Below are 17,172 nucleotides of genomic sequence, written 5' to 3'. Positions count from 1 at the left end.
TTCAACCTTTCTCCGGCAAAGCTACTAGATGTGTGTCAGATACGGACTGTAAACCGTAAGCCAAACCCTCGTTATCAAAATAGTCATTATAGGATTGCTCATATTCTGTTTGCACTTCCTGCCTGAATTGTTTTTTCTCTTCCCGTTTTTTCGGGTCAATGTCAGGAATAGCAGCAACCAAACGTTTTGTGTAGATGTGTTGTGGATTGTTGAAAATATCTTGCTTTGTGCCCGATTCTACGTAGCGGCCTTTATACATAATGCCGATTTCATCACACATATGCTTTACAATCCCAAGGTCATGACTAATAAATAGATAGGTTAAATTTAATTCTTTTTGGATATCCTGCATAAAGTTCAGTACCTGTGCTTGTACGGAAACATCTAATGCGGAAACTGGCTCATCAGCAATGATCAATTTTGGCTTTAAAGCAATTGCTCTAGCTACTCCTATTCGTTGCCTTTGTCCACCTGAGAATTCATGTGGATATTTCAAAATACTTTCTGGACTCAATCCGACTTGTTCCAATAATTCATGTACGCGATTTTTTTCTTCTTGTCTAGAGAGCTTTTCGTAATTACGCAGTGGTTCGGCAATAATATCAAGTACGCGTTTCTTTGGATTCAAGGAAGAGTATGGATCCTGGAAAATCATCTGTATGTCTCTCCGTGGGTCGATAGCTTTTCCCTTCTTATTTAATTCGTCACCTTCATAGGTAACCTTACCTTCTGTAATATCATTTAACCCGACAATTGCTCTACCTGTTGTCGTTTTGCCTGATCCAGATTCACCTACAAGACCATATGTTTTACCCTGCTCAATTTCAAAAGACACCCCATCAACGGCTTTAATTGCTCCGATTTTGCGGTTAAATAAACCGCCCCTTATTGGGAAATGTACCTTTAAATCTTCAACTTTAAGAAACGCCATTAACTTGTTCCTCCTTGCTCTCATCTGGGAAGTAAAAATGATTATGACATGTACAGCGAACAAAGTGACCTGGCGCTACTTCGTGCAATTCCGGGTTTTCCTCATGTGCTGATTCATCAATCCAAGGAATACGAGCAGAAAATCTGCAGCCTTTACGCGGCAAATTTTGTAACGACGGTACAATCCCTTGAATGACATGCAACTTATCCTGTGATTCATCCTCAGATGGCATGGAATTTAATAACGATCTTGTGTACGGGTGCTTAGGATTGTCGAACAAGGTCTCAACATCTGCAATTTCAACAATTTGTCCTGCATACATAACCGCAACTCTGTCTGCCATTTCTGCCACAACACCAAGATCATGTGTAATTAGGATGATTCCAGCATTCATGTCTTCTTTTAAGTCGCGAATTAAATCAAGAATCTGTGCCTGAATCGTTACATCAAGCGCAGTGGTTGGCTCATCCGCTATTAATAGTTCGGGCTGATTTGCAATCGCTGTTGCAATAATAATTCTTTGTCTCATCCCACCAGAAAGCTCATGTGGAAATTGATCATAGGTATGTTCCGGTCGTGGAATTCCAACTTTATTGAGTAAATCAACTACCTTTTCTCTACGTTGTTTAGCTGACATATCTTTCTTATGGAGAAGGATAGCCTCAGCTATCTGCTCTCCAACTGGCATCAATGGATTCAATGCAGTTAACGGATCTTGGAAAATCATGGCCATATCCTCACCGCGTAATTTATTTAATTTAGCAGGTGATATATTCGCAATATTTTCATCCTTGAAGTTGATATTTCCTTCTATCTTGGCGCGGGTATGCAATCCCATGACGGAAAATGCAAGTGCACTCTTACCCGAACCCGATTCTCCTACAATACCAAGTACTTCATTCTTGTTGAGTGTCAACGATACATCATCCACCGCTGCATAATAGTCATCTTTTATTCTAAATGATGTTTTTAGGTTTTTAATTTCTAACAGCTCTTTACTCAAATTAATCCCCCTACAAATATTTCTTGATTTTTTGTCTATAAAGTCTTTGGCCACAAACTCGTGCTAATTTTAAATATCGAATGAACGTTCTGAATATTTACGGTATAAAAAAATATATATTAGCTATATCTTATTTTCGTCTCTTTTTTCTATTCTTCTGAAAATTCAAGGCGTTAAGTGCATACTCTAGTCGTCTTCTTATAATCCATATGCTCACTCACTTCACACTCGCATTGTTTTAAGCCTATTGAATCTATTAAATGTATTTATTAAGTTTAAGAAATAAATTCTTAATATAAACTTAATAGATTATAAGTGATTATAAGTGAATATTTTCAAAAAAGCAATAGCTTCTCCCATAATTTATAGGTATAAGTTTCTAGTTTTTGTGGAATCATGTCGTTAATGTGGACTATTGTCTAGTGTATTTAACATGCTAGTATTGTAGAAAAAGCACTAATACCGTGGTTTTTTGGAAAATATTTCTCCTTTTTTTACTATTATAACCCACCTTTTTCTTAATAAGTAACTTTTTTTGTAAATTTTCGAATGAAGTGAAATAATATATTTAATTCCAAGTAAAATCATAGACTTTAAGGAGGATATTCCGTGAACCTACTTGATCTTAAAACAAAAGAAGAACGTCAAGCTGCATTAAGTGAAATAATTAAGCCCTTTAAGGAAAGAGCTGCGAAGCATGATGAAGAAGCAAGTTTTCCATTTGAAAACTTTAAAGAACTTAAAGAAGCACGCTATACTGCTTTAACTGTTCCGGAAGAATATGGTGGTGCTGGTATTTCGTTATCTGAATTACTAACCTTGCAACAGCAAATCGCAGAAGCTGACGGGTCTACTGCACTTGCGGTTGGTTGGCATATGGGGATTACAAAACACCTAGGAGAAAATAAAATATGGGAAGAAGCTACATATCGCAAATTTGCTGAGGATGTTGTGAGAACTGGTGCCTTAATCAATAATGCTGCCTCTGAACCAGCCACTGGCAGCCCAACCCGTGGTGGTAAGCCTGAAACTACTGCCACGTCCACAACGGATGGTTGGTTACTGAACGGACGTAAAACATTCACTACTCTTGCCCCTGTTTTGGATTATATCGTGGTTAGCGCCTCTATCAAGGATCAAGATAAGGTAGCTAATTTCCTAGTAAAACGTGATTTACCAGGTGTGCAGGTGAAGGAAACTTGGGATTCTATCGCGATGAGAGGTACAGGTAGTCATGACTTGATTTTAGAGAATGTTCCTATTAAAAAGGAAGACTTGGTAGAACATCTTACGCCAGGTAAAAAAACTGCTGCTGGATGGCTTCTTCATATACCAGCATGTTACTTAGGGATAGCAAGAGCAGCCCAGCAGCACGCAGTTGAATTTGCTACCAGTTATTCTCCTAATAGTGTGGAAGGCACCATTTCTGATTTGCCTAATGTTAAGCAGAAACTTGGAGACATGGAGCTGGCGCTAATGGAAAGCACGTATTTCTTGCAAGCTGTTGCTCAGGAATGGGATTCGGCTAGTGAAGACGCACGAAACCAAATGAAACCTACACTGGGTGCTGTGAAGCTGTCTGTAGTGAATAAAGCATTGCAAGCAGTAGATCTTGCCATGCGTGTTGCAGGAGCCCGGAGTCTCTCCAGACAAAACCCTCTGCAACGCTATTATCGTGATGTGCGTGCTGGACTCCATAACCCACCAATGGATGATATGACCATTATGCAACTGGCGGATAAAAGTATAAAAGAAAATGAATAGAATTTTTAGCATCTCTGGTTTGCGAATCAGAGGTGTTTTTTTGTTTGGCGGGGGTGTTGGTCGATTAGGAGAGCGTGTTGTTGATTCACAAGTCGTGTTGGTTGATTCCCCTCGGGTCTTGGTCGATTCACAAGCCATCTTGGTTGATTCTACTCCGGTCTTGGTCGATTCTTAACTCATCTTGGTTGATTCTACTCCGGTCTTGGTTGATTAGGAGAGCGTGTTGGTTTATTCACATCCGATCTTGGTTGAATCACAAGCTATTTGTTAACACAAAACCTTTTCGAAATAAACTTGCAATCTAAATGTAAGATTAACTTTCTTTAAAAAAGGTAATAGTATACAAGATTTACTATGTTCATTTAACACACGTTTAAATTTTGCCAAAGGGGTGGAAGACATGAAAGGTATCATCTTGGCCGGAGGAAGTGGGACACGTTTATCTCCGAGTACGGACAGCATCAACAAGCATTTACTGGCAGTATATGACAAGCCAATGATTTATTATCCATTATCTGTTTTAATGCTTGGTGGAATAAAGGAAATCATGATTATCAGTACACCTGAAGATACCTCCCGTTTTGAGGAGCTTCTTGGTGATGGTTCTTCCCTAGGTATAAAACTAGTATATAAAGAACAGCAGGATCCTAAAGGTATACCGGAGGCTTTGACCATTGCTGAACATTTCATTGGAAAAGACCCTGTTACTCTTATGCTTGCAGATAACATTTTTTATGGTCAAGGATTCACTACTCTTTTACGCAATGCAATCAAAAATCATCGTCATGCTACCGTTTTCGGTTATCGCGTAAAAGATGCTCGCCGTTTCGGTGTTGTGGAGTTTGATCATAAGCAAAAAGCCATTTCACTTGAAGAAAAGCCACTTGAACCTAAGTCTGATTTTGCGGTAACTGGTTTATATATATATGACAATAAAGCTGTTCAGCTGGCTAAAAAGCTGAAGCCTTCTGACCGTGGTGAACTAGAAATAACAGATTTAAATAAAGAGTATTTAAAACGTGGTGAATTAGATGTGGAGCTCCTTGGTAGAGGTTTTGCCTGGATGGATGCTGGAACACATGAATCATTATTTGAGGCTTCTGAATTTGTGAAAATCACCCAACAACGACAAGGGTTTAAGCTTGCTTGCTTAGAGGAAATAGCATATTACCTTGGCTATATTTCGCAAAGTGAGCTCTATAGGAAAGGAAAGTCCATGGAAAAAAATGATTATGGTCAATATTTACTAGAGATAGCAGAACGCAAACACACACAACAATACTGGGATTCAATTGATCAAAATCCTATGCTGGGGCTGGTTGAATGAACAAACAAAAACCTGTCTTACTTATAACCGGAGGAGCTGGATTTATCGGATCTAACTTCATCCGTTATATGCATAAGACCTATCCAAACTATCATTTACTAAACGTAGACAAGCTAACCTATGCTGGAAACACTACAAATTTGCAAGAGCTTGAATCCTCTCCTTCTTATTCTTTAATAGAAGGAGACATTGCAGATGAACAGCTGGTGCAAAAGATTTTTAATGAGTATGACATTCACGGTGTTATTCATTTTGCTGCAGAGTCCCATGTTGATCGGTCTATTGAAGATTCTAAACAGTTTGTCCAGACCAATGTATTGGGCACTTTAGTTCTTCTACAGGCTGCAAAACAGGACTGGGAACGAAAGGGCGTTCTTCACGAAAGGCGTTTTCACCAAATCTCAACAGATGAGGTCTATGGCTCCCTCGGTGAAACAGGTAAATTTTCTGAAGAGACACCTTATGATCCGCGAAACCCTTATAGTGCTTCAAAGGCAGGCGCAAATTTAATGGTGCAAAGCTTTGGCCATACGTATAACATGAATGTGGTCATTTCCAGCAGTTCTAATAATTATGGACCAAGACAGCATACAGAAAAGCTGATACCGACCATTATTTCCAAAGCACTCTCCCTTGAATCCATACCGATTTATGGAGATGGTAAAAATGTCCGGGATTGGCTCTATGTAGACGATCACTGCCGAGCTTTAGACCTTATTTTCCACCAATCTGCACCCTTCTCCACTTACAATATTGGTGGCGGTAACGAGGTTCAAAACCTTGAGATTGCAAAGGGAATTTGCAGCATCCTTGATGACATCAGGCCAGATATTTTAGAAGAAAGCTCGCTTGCAAGTTTTAGAGAACTAATCACACATACAAAAGATCGACTCGGACATGATCGCCGTTATGCCGTAGATGATTCCAAGCTACGCAACGAGCTAGACTGGGAGCCGAAGGAAGCGTTGTCTACCGGGGTACGTAAAACCATTCAATGGTATGTGGACCAATGGGAAAGTGTGGCAACCCCATGATTTCGGTGGTCATCCCTGTCTACGGCTGCAAAACCTGTTTAAAAGAATTAAGCAGCCGGCTTGCATCGACTTTTGCAACCATCCCAGTCGACTATGAAATTATTTTTGTAAATGATGCAAGTCCTGATGGGGCATGGACAAAAATTTGTGAACTACATGAAGAGAACCCTAAAATTAAAGGAATTGATTTGGCGCGTAATTTTGGTCAACATCATGCGATTACAGCTGGTATCGACCATGCAAAGGGAGAATGGGTTGTGGTGATGGATTGTGATTTACAAGACCGACCTGAGGAAATCCCGAAGCTTTATGAAAAAGCGCTTGAAGGCTATGATGTTGTTTTTGGGCGCAGAGTCCAGCGTCATGATGGTTTGTTGAAAAAAGCGTCCTCTAAATTTTTTTACCGGGTCTATGATTATATAACAGGACATTCTTCAGATCATACGGTTGCCAATTTCAGTATTAACTCTAAAAAAGTGGTAGATGGCTTTCGAAGTATACGGGAGCAGAGTCGCTTTTTTCCATTGTTTATACAATGGATGGGCTATCCTTCTGCTTCCATTGAGGTCGAACATAATGAACGAAAAGAAGGAAAGTCTTCCTACAATATAAAAAAACTGATTAGCTTGGCGACAGACGGTATAATCTCACAATCTAATAAGCCATTGCGTTTATCCATTCAATTCGGCTTCCTTATTGCCAGTGCATCTCTTTTATATGGACTTTACTTGTTTTTCCGTTACTTTTTCCTATCAGAGCCCGTGCAAGGCTGGACCAGTGTTATGGTATCTATCTACTTTATTGGAGGGCTAATGTTCTGTAATCTCGGCATTCTAGGACTCTATATCGGGAAAGTATTTAACGAAGCAAAAGCACGCCCGCTTTATCTCATACGCGATACTACTGAAAATAATAGCGAAGAGCGTCCATGATACTGAATGGCTAGTTCATTTCTAGACGCTCGCAGCTGTTCACTGACATACTGATCTTACTCCACTAACGACGCAGCATTTAAACAATTTTAATACTTGAAAGAAATGGAGCTGATATGATGGAAAATTTTCTACAACCTACCCCATGGGATAAGCGAAACTTTCATGTTGATACGTATGAAGTGACCTCTCTTACAGAAGAGGCGTTAAAGCAAACAAATGAAATCGAGGGCCATTTTACTTTAAAAACCGAACCGCTTGCCAGTAAAGAAAGTTTACGCAAGTATGGTTTTTATTATGTGGATACGTTAATCGAACCGGTTTGTGAAAAAGATAATTTGCAGGTAATAGGAAAAGAAGGGATTGAACTTTCACGAGAGTTCCCTGCTGAGGAAATTCTTGCAATTAGCGGAGAAGCCTTCGCAGGGGGGCGGTTTCACCGGGATCCGGAAATACCGAATTTCATGGCAGATAACCGCTACCGTAATTGGGTAAAGGATTTAATTGAGGAGGATAAAATTCTAGCATTCTACTATCAAGGTGAACTGGCAGGATTTTATGCATACCAAGATGACAAAGTTTTACTGCTTGGGATCCACCAGGATTTTCGTGGAAAAGGACTTACAAAAGCATGTACTAGTCTTGCCGTCCAGGAGCATTTTCGTTTCAGCGAGCTTGACTCGATTCGAACATCTATCTCCCCTTCTAATCTAGCATCCTTAAATCTATTTTTATCGCTAGGTTTTAAAATGAAGAGTTCAGTGGATATTTACCATAAACTAAATGGCTCCCTGCCAGTAGGTGTATAGGTATGGGATACCTTTATATACTTGGCACCATATCCTTTACGGTATATGGGCAGCTTGTTTTGAAGTGGAAGATGGATCAAGTTGGGGAATTACCAGCTTCCCTCATGGACAAGTTTTTTACACTGCTTCAGTTGCTGCTGAATCCATGGATTATTTCAGGATTTTTATCAGCCTTCCTAGCGGCTTTATGCTGGATGGCAGCCATGACGAAGTTTGATATTAGCTATGCTTACCCATTTATGAGCCTATCATTTGTTCTCGTATTTATCCTTTCCGCATTTTTATTTCAAGAACCCGTTTCGATGCAAAAAGTTATCGGTTTTTCTTTCATAATTCTAGGCATTATTGTGATGAGGTGATGTAATATGATTCCATTTAATATTCCGTGTGTGACAGGAAAAGAATCTGTCGCCATACAACAAGCAATAACCGCACAAAATTTATCTGGTAATGGGTCGTTTGGAAAAAAATCCTGCACCTGGTTAGAAAACAATCTTGCCTGTGAGCGTGCTATGCTAACACCATCATGCACCGCTGCACTAGAGATGACAGCAATTCTTGCAGACATTGGACCTGGTGATGAAGTCATCATGCCTTCTTACACATTTGTCTCAACTGCGAACGCTTTCGCTTTACGTGGCGCGGCGATCCGCTTTGTTGATATTGAGCCTACTACGATGAATATAGATCCTGCAGCAGTGGAGGCAGCTATTACTGAAAAAACAAAAGCCATTATGGTTGTCCATTATGCTGGTGTCTCTTGTGAGATGGAGCTTCTTTTACAGGTTGCAGAGGAACATGGCATCTATCTGATTGAAGATGCTGCCCAAGGACTAATGAGTACATATAAGGGGAAGGCGCTCGGTACCATTGGGCACATGGGCACCATAAGCTTTCATGAAACGAAAAACTATACATGCGGGGAAGGCGGAGCCCTTCTTATAAATGACCCGCAATTAATCGAACGTGCGGAAATTCTGCAGGAGAAAGGGACAAACCGCTCTCAATTCATTCGTGGGCAGGTAGATAAATATACTTGGCGTGACATTGGGTCCTCCTATCTTTTAAGTGAGCTGAATGCTGCATACCTTTCTGTTCAGCTTGATCATGCGGAAGAGATTAACGAACAGCGCCTTACCAGATGGAATCAGTATAATACGGAATTAAAACCACTGATGGAGGATGGCAAACTTGTTTTGCCACATATCCCGGAGGATTTTGCTCATAATGCCCATATGTTTTATATCAAGACAGACAGTGAAGAAACGCGCAACGAGCTGATGGACTATTTAAGGAGTCAGGAAATTATGGCAGTTAGTCACTATGTCCCACTCCATTCCTCTGTTGCTGGTAAAAAATACGGCAAGTTTATTGGGGAAGATCGGTACACGACTACTGAAAGTGCAAAGCTTTTGCGTTTGCCGCTATACTACGGATTAAAAGAAGAGGACGTCGCCTATGTGGTCAAAGCCATTCAACAATTCTTCGATACTAAATAAAGGGTTTATCTTGCTGGCTCTGTTCGTCATTGCTGCTTATGTGGCACCTTACTATCTGCTTGGTGAGGACACCCACATACGTGTTCATGATAATATGGATTCTAATATTGTATGGTATAAATTGCTGGCAGAAAGTGGTCAAATCCTTACCTTACCTGGGGCTACTCTGCCGAATGTCATAAACGGTCTGCCAAGAAGCGCCCTACCTTCTGGTTTAGACGGAATGGTATGGATGTATGTCCTATTTGAGCCTATGACAGCCTATGCGATTGGCCAAACACTCATGCGTCTCGCTGCTTTTATTGGTATGTATTTATTACTTAAAAACCATTTCATTCGTTCAGAAAAGTCACATCTGATCGCAATAGGTGCCGCATTAGGGTTCGCATTATTACCTTATTGGCCATCTGGCATGCTGTCTATCGCTGGCTTGCCTCTGGCTCTGCATTGCTTTCTTTCATTAAGAAAGGATGGAAAAAGTGCGAGCGTTTTTTATTGGATTACACTAGCGGTTATTCCGTTTTTCTCCAATTTTGTTTTGTCATTTGTATTCTTCCTGGCTATTATGGGTCTCATTTGGCTTATTGATTGGATTCGACAAAAGCGAAGTAATTGGGCATTCTTTTCAGCGATTGCGATGATGACCGTGATCTACCTTATAAAAAATTATTTACTTATCACATCAATGTTTTTCGATTCTGGGTTTACGTCACATCGGAATGCACTTGACCTTGGCCATAACTCTTTTGAACGAAGCATCGAACTTACCTTTGAAAACTTTTTATACGGACATACCCATGATATGGCTGAGCAATATTTAATTATTTTGCCTGTGATTGGCTTTGCTTTTGCGCTTGCTGCATATCGAAATCTCAAGCCTTACTGGCTGCTTGGTTTATTTTCTTTTAACTTCCTCCTTTCCTTGTGGTATGCATTTTGGTATTGGGAGGGCTGGCGCATCGTAAAGGACAATGTGATGGTTGCAAACACCTTTAACTTTGCGCGCATTCATTTTTTCGATCCGGCGATTTGGTATATTTGCTTTGCCTTAGCCCTGGCAATTATTTGGAAGCATTTACGATTTGGGAAAATTATTGCTATCGTATTACTCGTTGTTCAGTGTTATCATCTTTTTCCAATAAACGAAGAGAATAAATATAGTGAATTCAATACACCAACATTTAAAGAATTTTACGCGGAACCTTTGTTTAATGATATAAAGAATTATATTGGCGACGATCCATCTACCTATCGTGTTGTCAGTATTGGCATGCATCCTACCATCGCCCAGTATAACGGCTTTTATACGTTGGATACCTACAACAATAGTTTTCCTTTGGAGTATAAAAAAGCGTTCAGAGATGTTATTGCCGGGGAACTTGAAAAGAATGCTTCACTCGAGCGTTACTTCGACACATGGGGCGGTAGGCTTTATATGTATGTGGCTGAGCACGGAGAGAATTATTTATTTACAAAGGATCGAAATGATCCACTTGAGCAACTTGATATAAACACAGATGCATTAAAGGAGCTTGGCGGAGACTATATTCTTTCAGCAGTTCCAATTGAAAACAATGACGAGCTCGGGCTTGCCTTTGAACAAGAGTTTGAACAGGCCGATCTGCCTTGGGAGATCTTTTTGTATCGAGTGGAATAGGGACGGTACTTACATGAATAAAGAAATTGTTTATATCAAGTTCATTTTTGAAACGTTCCTCTTGGTATATTCGTAATTCTACTACATTCCATAAAGGATGATATTCTCGAATTGCTTGTAACTGATATATGTTAAAATGTATGACTTGTTCTAGGAGGGCCGTTTATTAAACACTTTAAAAACAAGCTATATTGGATTCTTATGCCACCTTTTTTGGCCTGTAGTATTATAATCTTCATTCTTGTTTCACGTGATCATATGTACCTTGCTTTTATCCCTATTTTAGTATTTTGGTTCGTCTACTATACAGCTAATTACTATAGAAACAAAAAGAAAGATAGTCAATGAGATACGACCACGCCACGTGACTAGCACTATATTCATACAGTGCTAGTTTCTTTTATAATCCCATAAAATCTTCCAATCTCCCTCCACCTCTGCTGCATAAACATGTTGAATAATCGTGAAATTTCCAAAATCACCTTTAAGCCTTTGGTTAACCTGTACTTTATAAACTACTTCGAATGTGTTACTCGATTCATCCATAGTCCAACCTTTTACCTTATCGATCTTTTCTATAGAATAACTAAACTCCTTTGTACTGAGATACCCCATGAATAATTCTCCTCTTACCTGCAAATATTCTTTTTTATCTAGTTTTTCTTGCATGAGAGGATGGAACATTTCCCAAGAAAGGGAATATGCTGCCGACTTTTCGTAATCATAAAAATTCTCTACTGCTCTTTCTGCCTGATTTTTGGGTGAAAAAATCTGGAAAATGAGCAGTACAATCGTGATTAGCATAATTCCTAAAGCAACCAGAACAATTCCTTTCTTCATAAAAGCGCTCCCCCACGAACATGGTATTTTTACATTGTATTCGTGGGGGAAGGCTTATATTATTCAAATGGACACGTTATGAAACGTTCTTACGTTGCAAGTGATCCGCCATCAACTGGATATGTTGCGCCCGTTACGAACGAGGCTTCATCTGAGGCGAGGAATAATACCACTTGCGCCACTTCTACTGGAAGACCATAGCGTTTCATTGGCACACTTGCTTGAATTTGCTTCCGTACATTTTCAATATTATCTGGATTATCTGGTGACATATTTTTCTCAATATTTCCGAGCATCTGTGTATCAATTGCTGCTGGTGCAACACCATTAATACGAACTCCTGTATCTGCATGCTCTAACGCAGCCGTTTTTGTCAACCCTACCACCGCATGCTTGGAGGCAATATATGGTGACATTCCTGCACTTCCAATAAATCCTGCGTTCGAAATCGTGTTCACGATCGCCCCACTGCCTTGCTCTTCCATTACTTTTAAGGCATGCTTCATACCAAGGAATACGCCATAGACATTGACTTCCATTACTTTTTGAAACGTTTTGTAATCACTATCTTTGATAGGGATAAATGGACCTTCAAATCCAGCATTATTGAACAGAACATCAAGGCTTCCGAACTTTGCCTTCGTTTCTGCTACAAAACGCGCTACATCCTCTTCATTTGTCACATCAGCCGTCACAGTTAAAATTCGATCGTCTCCAAGTCCCAGCTCTTCTTTTGTACTGGCTAACGCATCAGGATTCATATCCACAAGTACAACATTTGCACCTTTGTCAGCAAAGGCCTTAGCAGTAATTTTCCCTATACCACCAGCGCCACCTGTTATCACAACTGCCTTGTCATTAAAGTTCATGTCAATTCCTCCTTAGAGAGTAACTTCGAGACTACTTGCAGGAAGATATGTTAGAATATTCTTATTAAAGCAACCCTTCTATAACAAAACTCCTACATGCACGAAAAGAAGTTCTTTTGTCTTATTATAAAAGTCACGGATCACCTAACTCAATCCGCAATTTTTTCATAAATGTACGCGTTTTCAACACTATTGGAATATCTGTTGTACTTCGTTGTTTTTAAGGAGGGAAATTGGAATGAAAGAATTAAAAAAAGCAGATCGACGAATACGTAGAACGAAACGTACTTTAATGAAAGCCTTTATTCAGCTTATGGAAGTAAAATCATATCACTCCATTACTGTAAAGGACATCGTAGAAACAGCAGATTATAATCGCGCAACCTTCTATCGCCATTTCAAGTACAAAGAAGCACTAGTAGACGAACTGGAGGGGGAATTAATTGATGGACTGGTGACAGCATTTCGTTCTCCGTACATCCACAAGAGCCAGTTAAACATGATGCGTCTTACTGTGTCTGACATTCAATTATTTGATTATATCCTGCAAAACGCTGACTTTTACAAGCTATGGAAGTACTCGGAAGCAATTCCTGGGTTTGAAAATAGATTTATTCATACAATTATCCAGCTATTTAACGAGGATTTGGATCTTTTAACGACGAAGGATAAACATATTAACGATCATTTATTTACGACTTTTCGGGCTTATGGCATATGGGGGCTAATAATAGATTGGATTAAAGATGATTTTTCTGCATCCACCGCGTACATGTCTCAACAACTCGTCCATATCCTTAATCATAACCCTCCTAATGCTTACAAAACAAAAGAGAATTCAACATGCATGAATAAAAAGGCCCTGCATGCATCGAAGCAGCAGGAGCCCTTATCTACTCAGAACGGTATACTGAATTAACGTACGTTCGTTTAAACGCATTGCCTTCTATGGTCGTACCTTCTACCTCAACAGTGATCACGTAGCTTTGATTTTTCTTTTGTAGCGGGACTGTTTGGGTAGTGTTTCCTTTACTTTCATAGGTGGTAACATCATCAGGATCTGCTCCAGACTCCTTCACGTAATAGGTTGTCTTAATTGTTTCTGGCTTCACTTTTGTCTTATCCACTGTAATTGCTTGTTGAATTTGGCTCTTATTCGTAAAGGCATCTGCAGAAACGGATACGAGCGTTTCTGCATCATAGTCTGCAATGAAAAGATAGGCGTTATCTTTGCTCGTTTCTAAACGAAGTTGCCATTTTCCTGGTTGAAGATCTTTTAAGGTGAAGTGGTGAGAGATGGAGTTTATAAAGTAACCTTCATTGTTTTCTGTCGTCTTAGGGGTGATGGAGGTTATTTTGCCGGATGGGTCCACTAACTCAATACGAGATAATGGTTCAGCAGTTAGGAGTTGAATGTCTGCCTTATTAATTGTTTCATCTAATGTTAGTGCGATACTCTTCTCTTTTCCTATTTCTAATACCCCACCTGTCATCCATTGATTTGGTGAGGTTTCTTTCGGAATTGCTTCCTCATAAATAGGATGATACTGATTAAAATGATTCAGGTTGTTGTCCATGATCATACTTTCAAAAATCGAAAACGTCGCGCCAGATCTGACGGTTGTATGGTTCCAATTTCCGATTTCAAGTAACTGCCCAACTGGAAGAAGACTACTGTTTGTCGTTACTACCCCGTCATTGTCTCCATAGCTATTTAAGTACATCCCACCAAACCATGTCGAGGAGAACATGGATCCCCAATTTGTGCCACCAATTGTATAGTAATCATGCATGGATGCTGTTGGTTCCACATCTGTAATGGATCGAAAATGTGCCATATTTCCAGTTTCCATAGCAGTCGTTCCATCTCCTTGCGCACCGATCAAATTTGCGAGCCAACCTGCCCAGCTACTATTCGCTAAATCTGCAAGCTGTGAACCATGGTGTGGACTGGATAGTGTGATGACATTTTCCACATAGGGACCGGCACCATAATAGGTAATGGCCGTATGTGTGTCAACGCCACCTTTACTGTACGCAATCACCGTAATTGGCTTATTCGAAAAATGGGCTGCGATTTCTTCAATCTTTTCAGCAAGAAGCTGTCCATTTTCCCACATATCAGCTGATTCCCCACCAGCATCGTGCAACTGTAAAAACGCTGTTTGATAACCCGCATCATAGGCTGTCTGGTACATATCATTATCTTCCCAGAAAATCTGCGCCGCATTGTTTAGCCCTGGGACAAACAGTAATACGGGGGCATCTGCGATCAGGTTAGCTGGTATATCTCCTGCATACCATTCCCCTGGTGTCTCGTCGTTTCCGTTACTGCCTTTTCCCTGTATGGAATATGCTGGACTCTTTTCTATCAATACAGGAGCAGGGAGACTTTTGACTAACGGCTCTGCTGAAATCGTGTCACGTACTAGGCCAATTAACAAAATAAGCAACAAGGATACCATAATTCTACCAAGTGTTTTCACAAGAGAACCTCCTCTTTTTTAAAAACCCTTATTAGGTGATATGAGATAACAAGCTTATCCTAGTACATAAATGGGACAATTTAACCAAGGATTTACAAAGATGATCGCACAGAATTTGTATTGGAATGGAGTGGCTATGGGGAAGGGAATCATGAGAATGGAAAGAATTAAGCGGGGGTGTAATAATACACATTGTTTAGTGAGATCTTCATACTTTTAAAAAAAGTGCTTTTATAATAGTTTTTGTTGTGGATTCGTTCTCTTTATGAACCCTGACTTTACTTAAAAAAGGAAAATCGCTTGATGTAACGTTTAATTTCGCGAGTGGCTTCAATTCTTTCTCACAAACCCACTCGTCTTTAATTCCGCCTTGTTTGAACTGGGACTTTGAAAGGAAATAGATCGTTCCGTCTGTCCAACAATCCGGAGCCTTATGGTTATTCGTGGAAAAATAGTAATAACGTTTTATCCCTTTGTTAGAAGTAATGGATAAACACATGTTTCTAATGGAGCCGACATAACCTTTTCTATTTTGAACCGCAAAAAAGAGGGACCATACTCCGTCAGATGAAGCAAAAACAGCATTAATAGGCCTACCATTAAAGAGAGTACTATTTCTCGGCTCAAACTTATTTATCGAGGAATTATTGGAACCGTGTACTACAACATCCTTATTTTCAATGACATAGTTCAAGAACATATATAACGGGTATTTACTGTTATATGTAAAAACACTACCGTTATTTGATGATATATGTTTTAAAAATAGTCGATCGAACTCTTCAATAGCTTGCTTAGACAAATTCAATTCTTCTATTTTAAGTAATCTGGTTTTATCTAAAATTAACTTTTTGATCGTGCTTAACACTCTCTTCCCCCCTAAACGAATTCCATATAGTGACTTGATTTTGGATAAAGACTACTCTTTGTAAATCCAATTGAAGTATAAAATTTATCAGCCTGCTTCGTATCTGTATGAAGCACGATGACTTTATAATATTTTTTTGCTTCGTCTATTATCCTATTAACCAAAATAGTTCCTAACCCATTTCTTCTAATCTCTTTACTTACATAAAACCTTCTAATCCTCCCAATAGAATGGTCTTTTGAAAATGGATCTTTGTTTAACCCAGCGACAGCAATTAGGGTACCCTCTTCATTAAGCACACCAAATAAACTTTCCCCAGGCAGATTAAACGTATTACTACCATCCTTATAGTCGTTTACTAGTCTTTCTACAAAACGGAAACCCTCTTCTTGGCTTTGTTTCACTAACCAATCTAAATCGAAATTTAATAGATTATCTAATTGCCTTACCTCATATTTTTCCATATATCCCATCCAAACCGAAATAATCTAATTTCCCATTTTGCTTCGTAGTCGTTCCGAATCATAGAACATTGGACATGAACATAAAACAATGGCATACGCGAAATTAAACCGTAGCTTATCGGTTCAGCATAGGAGCATCACTTTCCACTGTACCAACCCAATGCTCTTTCTTCTATTTCTTTAACAAGATCATTCTTACCCTGAATATACGCTTCCATATTATAGGGGAATTGGGCGGCGAGTTTCTCTTTTAGCTCTGCATAGTTTTCTCTTTCTACTGGGTGTACTCTCAAGTAGTCACGAAAGGCTAAATGCCTAACAATTTCTTGGCTACCATTTTGGAAAACATGTACATGGTGGGAACGATTATCTCCCCCTTTTTGGAAAAATCTGCGACCCGCAATACCATTTTCTCCTTTAGGAACATATCCAATCGCTTTCATTTGTTCATTAAAATTATCAACTGCGCTTACATTTTTAACGACTGGCATGATGTCAATAATCGGTTTGGCCTTTAATCGAGGTACAGAAGTGCTTCCGATATGATAAATCTCAATTATTTCTGTAGTAAAAATTTCATGTAACTTCTTAGCTTCGTTCAAAAACATGGTAGCCCACTTTTCATTGTAGGGACACACTTCTACTTTCCTCAAATTCTTCACCCCTTTTAATCCAGTAATCTATCAAAA

Annotated in this window: 17 protein-coding genes; 9 read left to right on the top strand and 8 right to left on the bottom strand. The window is 39.5% G+C overall.

Going from position 1 to position 17,172, the window contains the following annotated elements:
• Position 1 precedes the first annotated feature (1 nt).
• Both BN985_RS07485 and BN985_RS07480 read right to left on the bottom strand, forming a co-directional pair.
• Positions 2-931, bottom strand: a complete 930-nt coding sequence (locus tag BN985_RS07485) for an ABC transporter ATP-binding protein (RefSeq protein WP_042222223.1) — start codon at positions 929-931, stop codon at positions 2-4.
• On the bottom strand, positions 918-1,934 hold the full coding sequence (locus tag BN985_RS07480; protein ID WP_042222221.1) for an ABC transporter ATP-binding protein: 1,017 nt from the start codon (positions 1,932-1,934) through the stop codon (positions 918-920). The genes BN985_RS07485 and BN985_RS07480 overlap by 14 nt, the downstream gene beginning before the upstream one ends.
• Before the next feature lie 609 nt (positions 1,935-2,543).
• Between BN985_RS07480 and BN985_RS07475 the strand changes: the two genes are divergently transcribed.
• From BN985_RS07475 to BN985_RS07440, 8 genes are all read left to right on the top strand, one after another.
• Positions 2,544-3,698, top strand: coding sequence for an acyl-CoA dehydrogenase family protein (locus BN985_RS07475; protein WP_042222219.1), 1,155 nt, complete (start codon positions 2,544-2,546; stop codon positions 3,696-3,698).
• A 400-nt stretch (positions 3,699-4,098) separates the two neighbouring features.
• On the top strand, positions 4,099-5,025 hold the full coding sequence (gene rfbA, locus BN985_RS07470) for a glucose-1-phosphate thymidylyltransferase RfbA (RefSeq protein ID WP_042222217.1): 927 nt from the start codon (positions 4,099-4,101) through the stop codon (positions 5,023-5,025).
• Positions 5,022-6,059 (top strand): dTDP-glucose 4,6-dehydratase, encoded by a 1,038-nt coding sequence (gene rfbB, locus BN985_RS07465; RefSeq protein WP_042222215.1) that lies wholly within the window; start codon positions 5,022-5,024, stop codon positions 6,057-6,059. Before rfbA ends, rfbB begins: the two co-directional genes overlap by 4 nt.
• Positions 6,056-6,991 carry a glycosyltransferase family 2 protein gene (locus BN985_RS07460; RefSeq protein WP_232225556.1) on the top strand — a complete coding sequence of 312 codons (936 nt, stop codon included), beginning with the start codon at positions 6,056-6,058 and terminating at the stop codon, positions 6,989-6,991. The genes rfbB and BN985_RS07460 overlap by 4 nt, the downstream gene beginning before the upstream one ends.
• A gap of 119 nt (positions 6,992-7,110) precedes the next feature.
• Positions 7,111-7,800 carry a GNAT family N-acetyltransferase gene (locus BN985_RS07455; protein ID WP_084157474.1) on the top strand — a complete coding sequence of 230 codons (690 nt, stop codon included), beginning with the start codon at positions 7,111-7,113 and terminating at the stop codon, positions 7,798-7,800.
• Positions 7,801-7,802: 2 nt separating this feature from the next.
• Complete coding sequence (locus BN985_RS07450) at positions 7,803-8,159, top strand: EamA family transporter (protein WP_042222209.1); 357 nt, start codon at positions 7,803-7,805, stop codon at positions 8,157-8,159.
• A gap of 6 nt (positions 8,160-8,165) precedes the next feature.
• Positions 8,166-9,299: a dTDP-4-amino-4,6-dideoxygalactose transaminase gene (rffA, locus tag BN985_RS07445; protein WP_042222208.1), complete on the top strand. Its 1,134-nt coding sequence runs from the start codon at positions 8,166-8,168 to the stop codon at positions 9,297-9,299.
• Positions 9,259-10,956: a DUF6044 family protein gene (locus BN985_RS07440; protein WP_042222206.1), complete on the top strand. Its 1,698-nt coding sequence runs from the start codon at positions 9,259-9,261 to the stop codon at positions 10,954-10,956. Before rffA ends, BN985_RS07440 begins: the two co-directional genes overlap by 41 nt.
• Before the next feature lie 390 nt (positions 10,957-11,346).
• Here the strand turns inward: BN985_RS07440 and BN985_RS07435 are convergent, their stop codons facing one another.
• Both BN985_RS07435 and BN985_RS07430 read right to left on the bottom strand, forming a co-directional pair.
• On the bottom strand, positions 11,347-11,796 hold the full coding sequence (locus BN985_RS07435; RefSeq protein ID WP_042222205.1) for a hypothetical protein: 450 nt from the start codon (positions 11,794-11,796) through the stop codon (positions 11,347-11,349).
• A gap of 89 nt (positions 11,797-11,885) precedes the next feature.
• The gene (locus tag BN985_RS07430; RefSeq protein WP_042222203.1) at positions 11,886-12,665 is read right to left on the bottom strand and encodes an SDR family NAD(P)-dependent oxidoreductase; all 780 of its coding nucleotides are present in this window, start codon (positions 12,663-12,665) and stop codon (positions 11,886-11,888) included.
• A 238-nt stretch (positions 12,666-12,903) separates the two neighbouring features.
• On the opposite strand from BN985_RS07430, the gene BN985_RS07425 reads away from it, so the two are divergent.
• A complete protein-coding gene (locus tag BN985_RS07425) occupies positions 12,904-13,584 on the top strand; it encodes a TetR/AcrR family transcriptional regulator (RefSeq protein ID WP_052360642.1) in 681 nt (226 codons plus the stop codon).
• Here BN985_RS07425 and BN985_RS07420 read toward each other — a convergent pair.
• From BN985_RS07420 to BN985_RS07405, 4 genes are all read right to left on the bottom strand, one after another.
• On the bottom strand, positions 13,559-15,151 hold the full coding sequence (locus BN985_RS07420) for an esterase/lipase family protein (protein WP_052360641.1): 1,593 nt from the start codon (positions 15,149-15,151) through the stop codon (positions 13,559-13,561). The genes BN985_RS07425 and BN985_RS07420 overlap by 26 nt on opposite strands.
• 208 nt (positions 15,152-15,359) lie before the next feature.
• Positions 15,360-16,019 carry a hypothetical protein gene (locus tag BN985_RS07415; protein WP_042222201.1) on the bottom strand — a complete coding sequence of 220 codons (660 nt, stop codon included), beginning with the start codon at positions 16,017-16,019 and terminating at the stop codon, positions 15,360-15,362.
• Positions 16,020-16,030: 11 nt separating this feature from the next.
• Positions 16,031-16,483: a GNAT family N-acetyltransferase gene (locus tag BN985_RS07410; RefSeq protein WP_042222200.1), complete on the bottom strand. Its 453-nt coding sequence runs from the start codon at positions 16,481-16,483 to the stop codon at positions 16,031-16,033.
• A 137-nt stretch (positions 16,484-16,620) separates the two neighbouring features.
• Entirely contained in the window at positions 16,621-17,136 is a 516-nt protein-coding gene (locus BN985_RS07405) for a GrpB family protein (protein WP_084157473.1), read from the bottom strand.
• Positions 17,137-17,172 lie beyond the last annotated feature (36 nt).

The sequence above is a fragment of the Oceanobacillus manasiensis genome (assembly GCF_000724085.1).
GTDB lineage: Bacteria > Bacillota > Bacilli > Bacillales > Amphibacillaceae > Oceanobacillus_B > Oceanobacillus_B manasiensis.
This window is presented reverse-complemented; position numbering and strand designations above follow the sequence as displayed.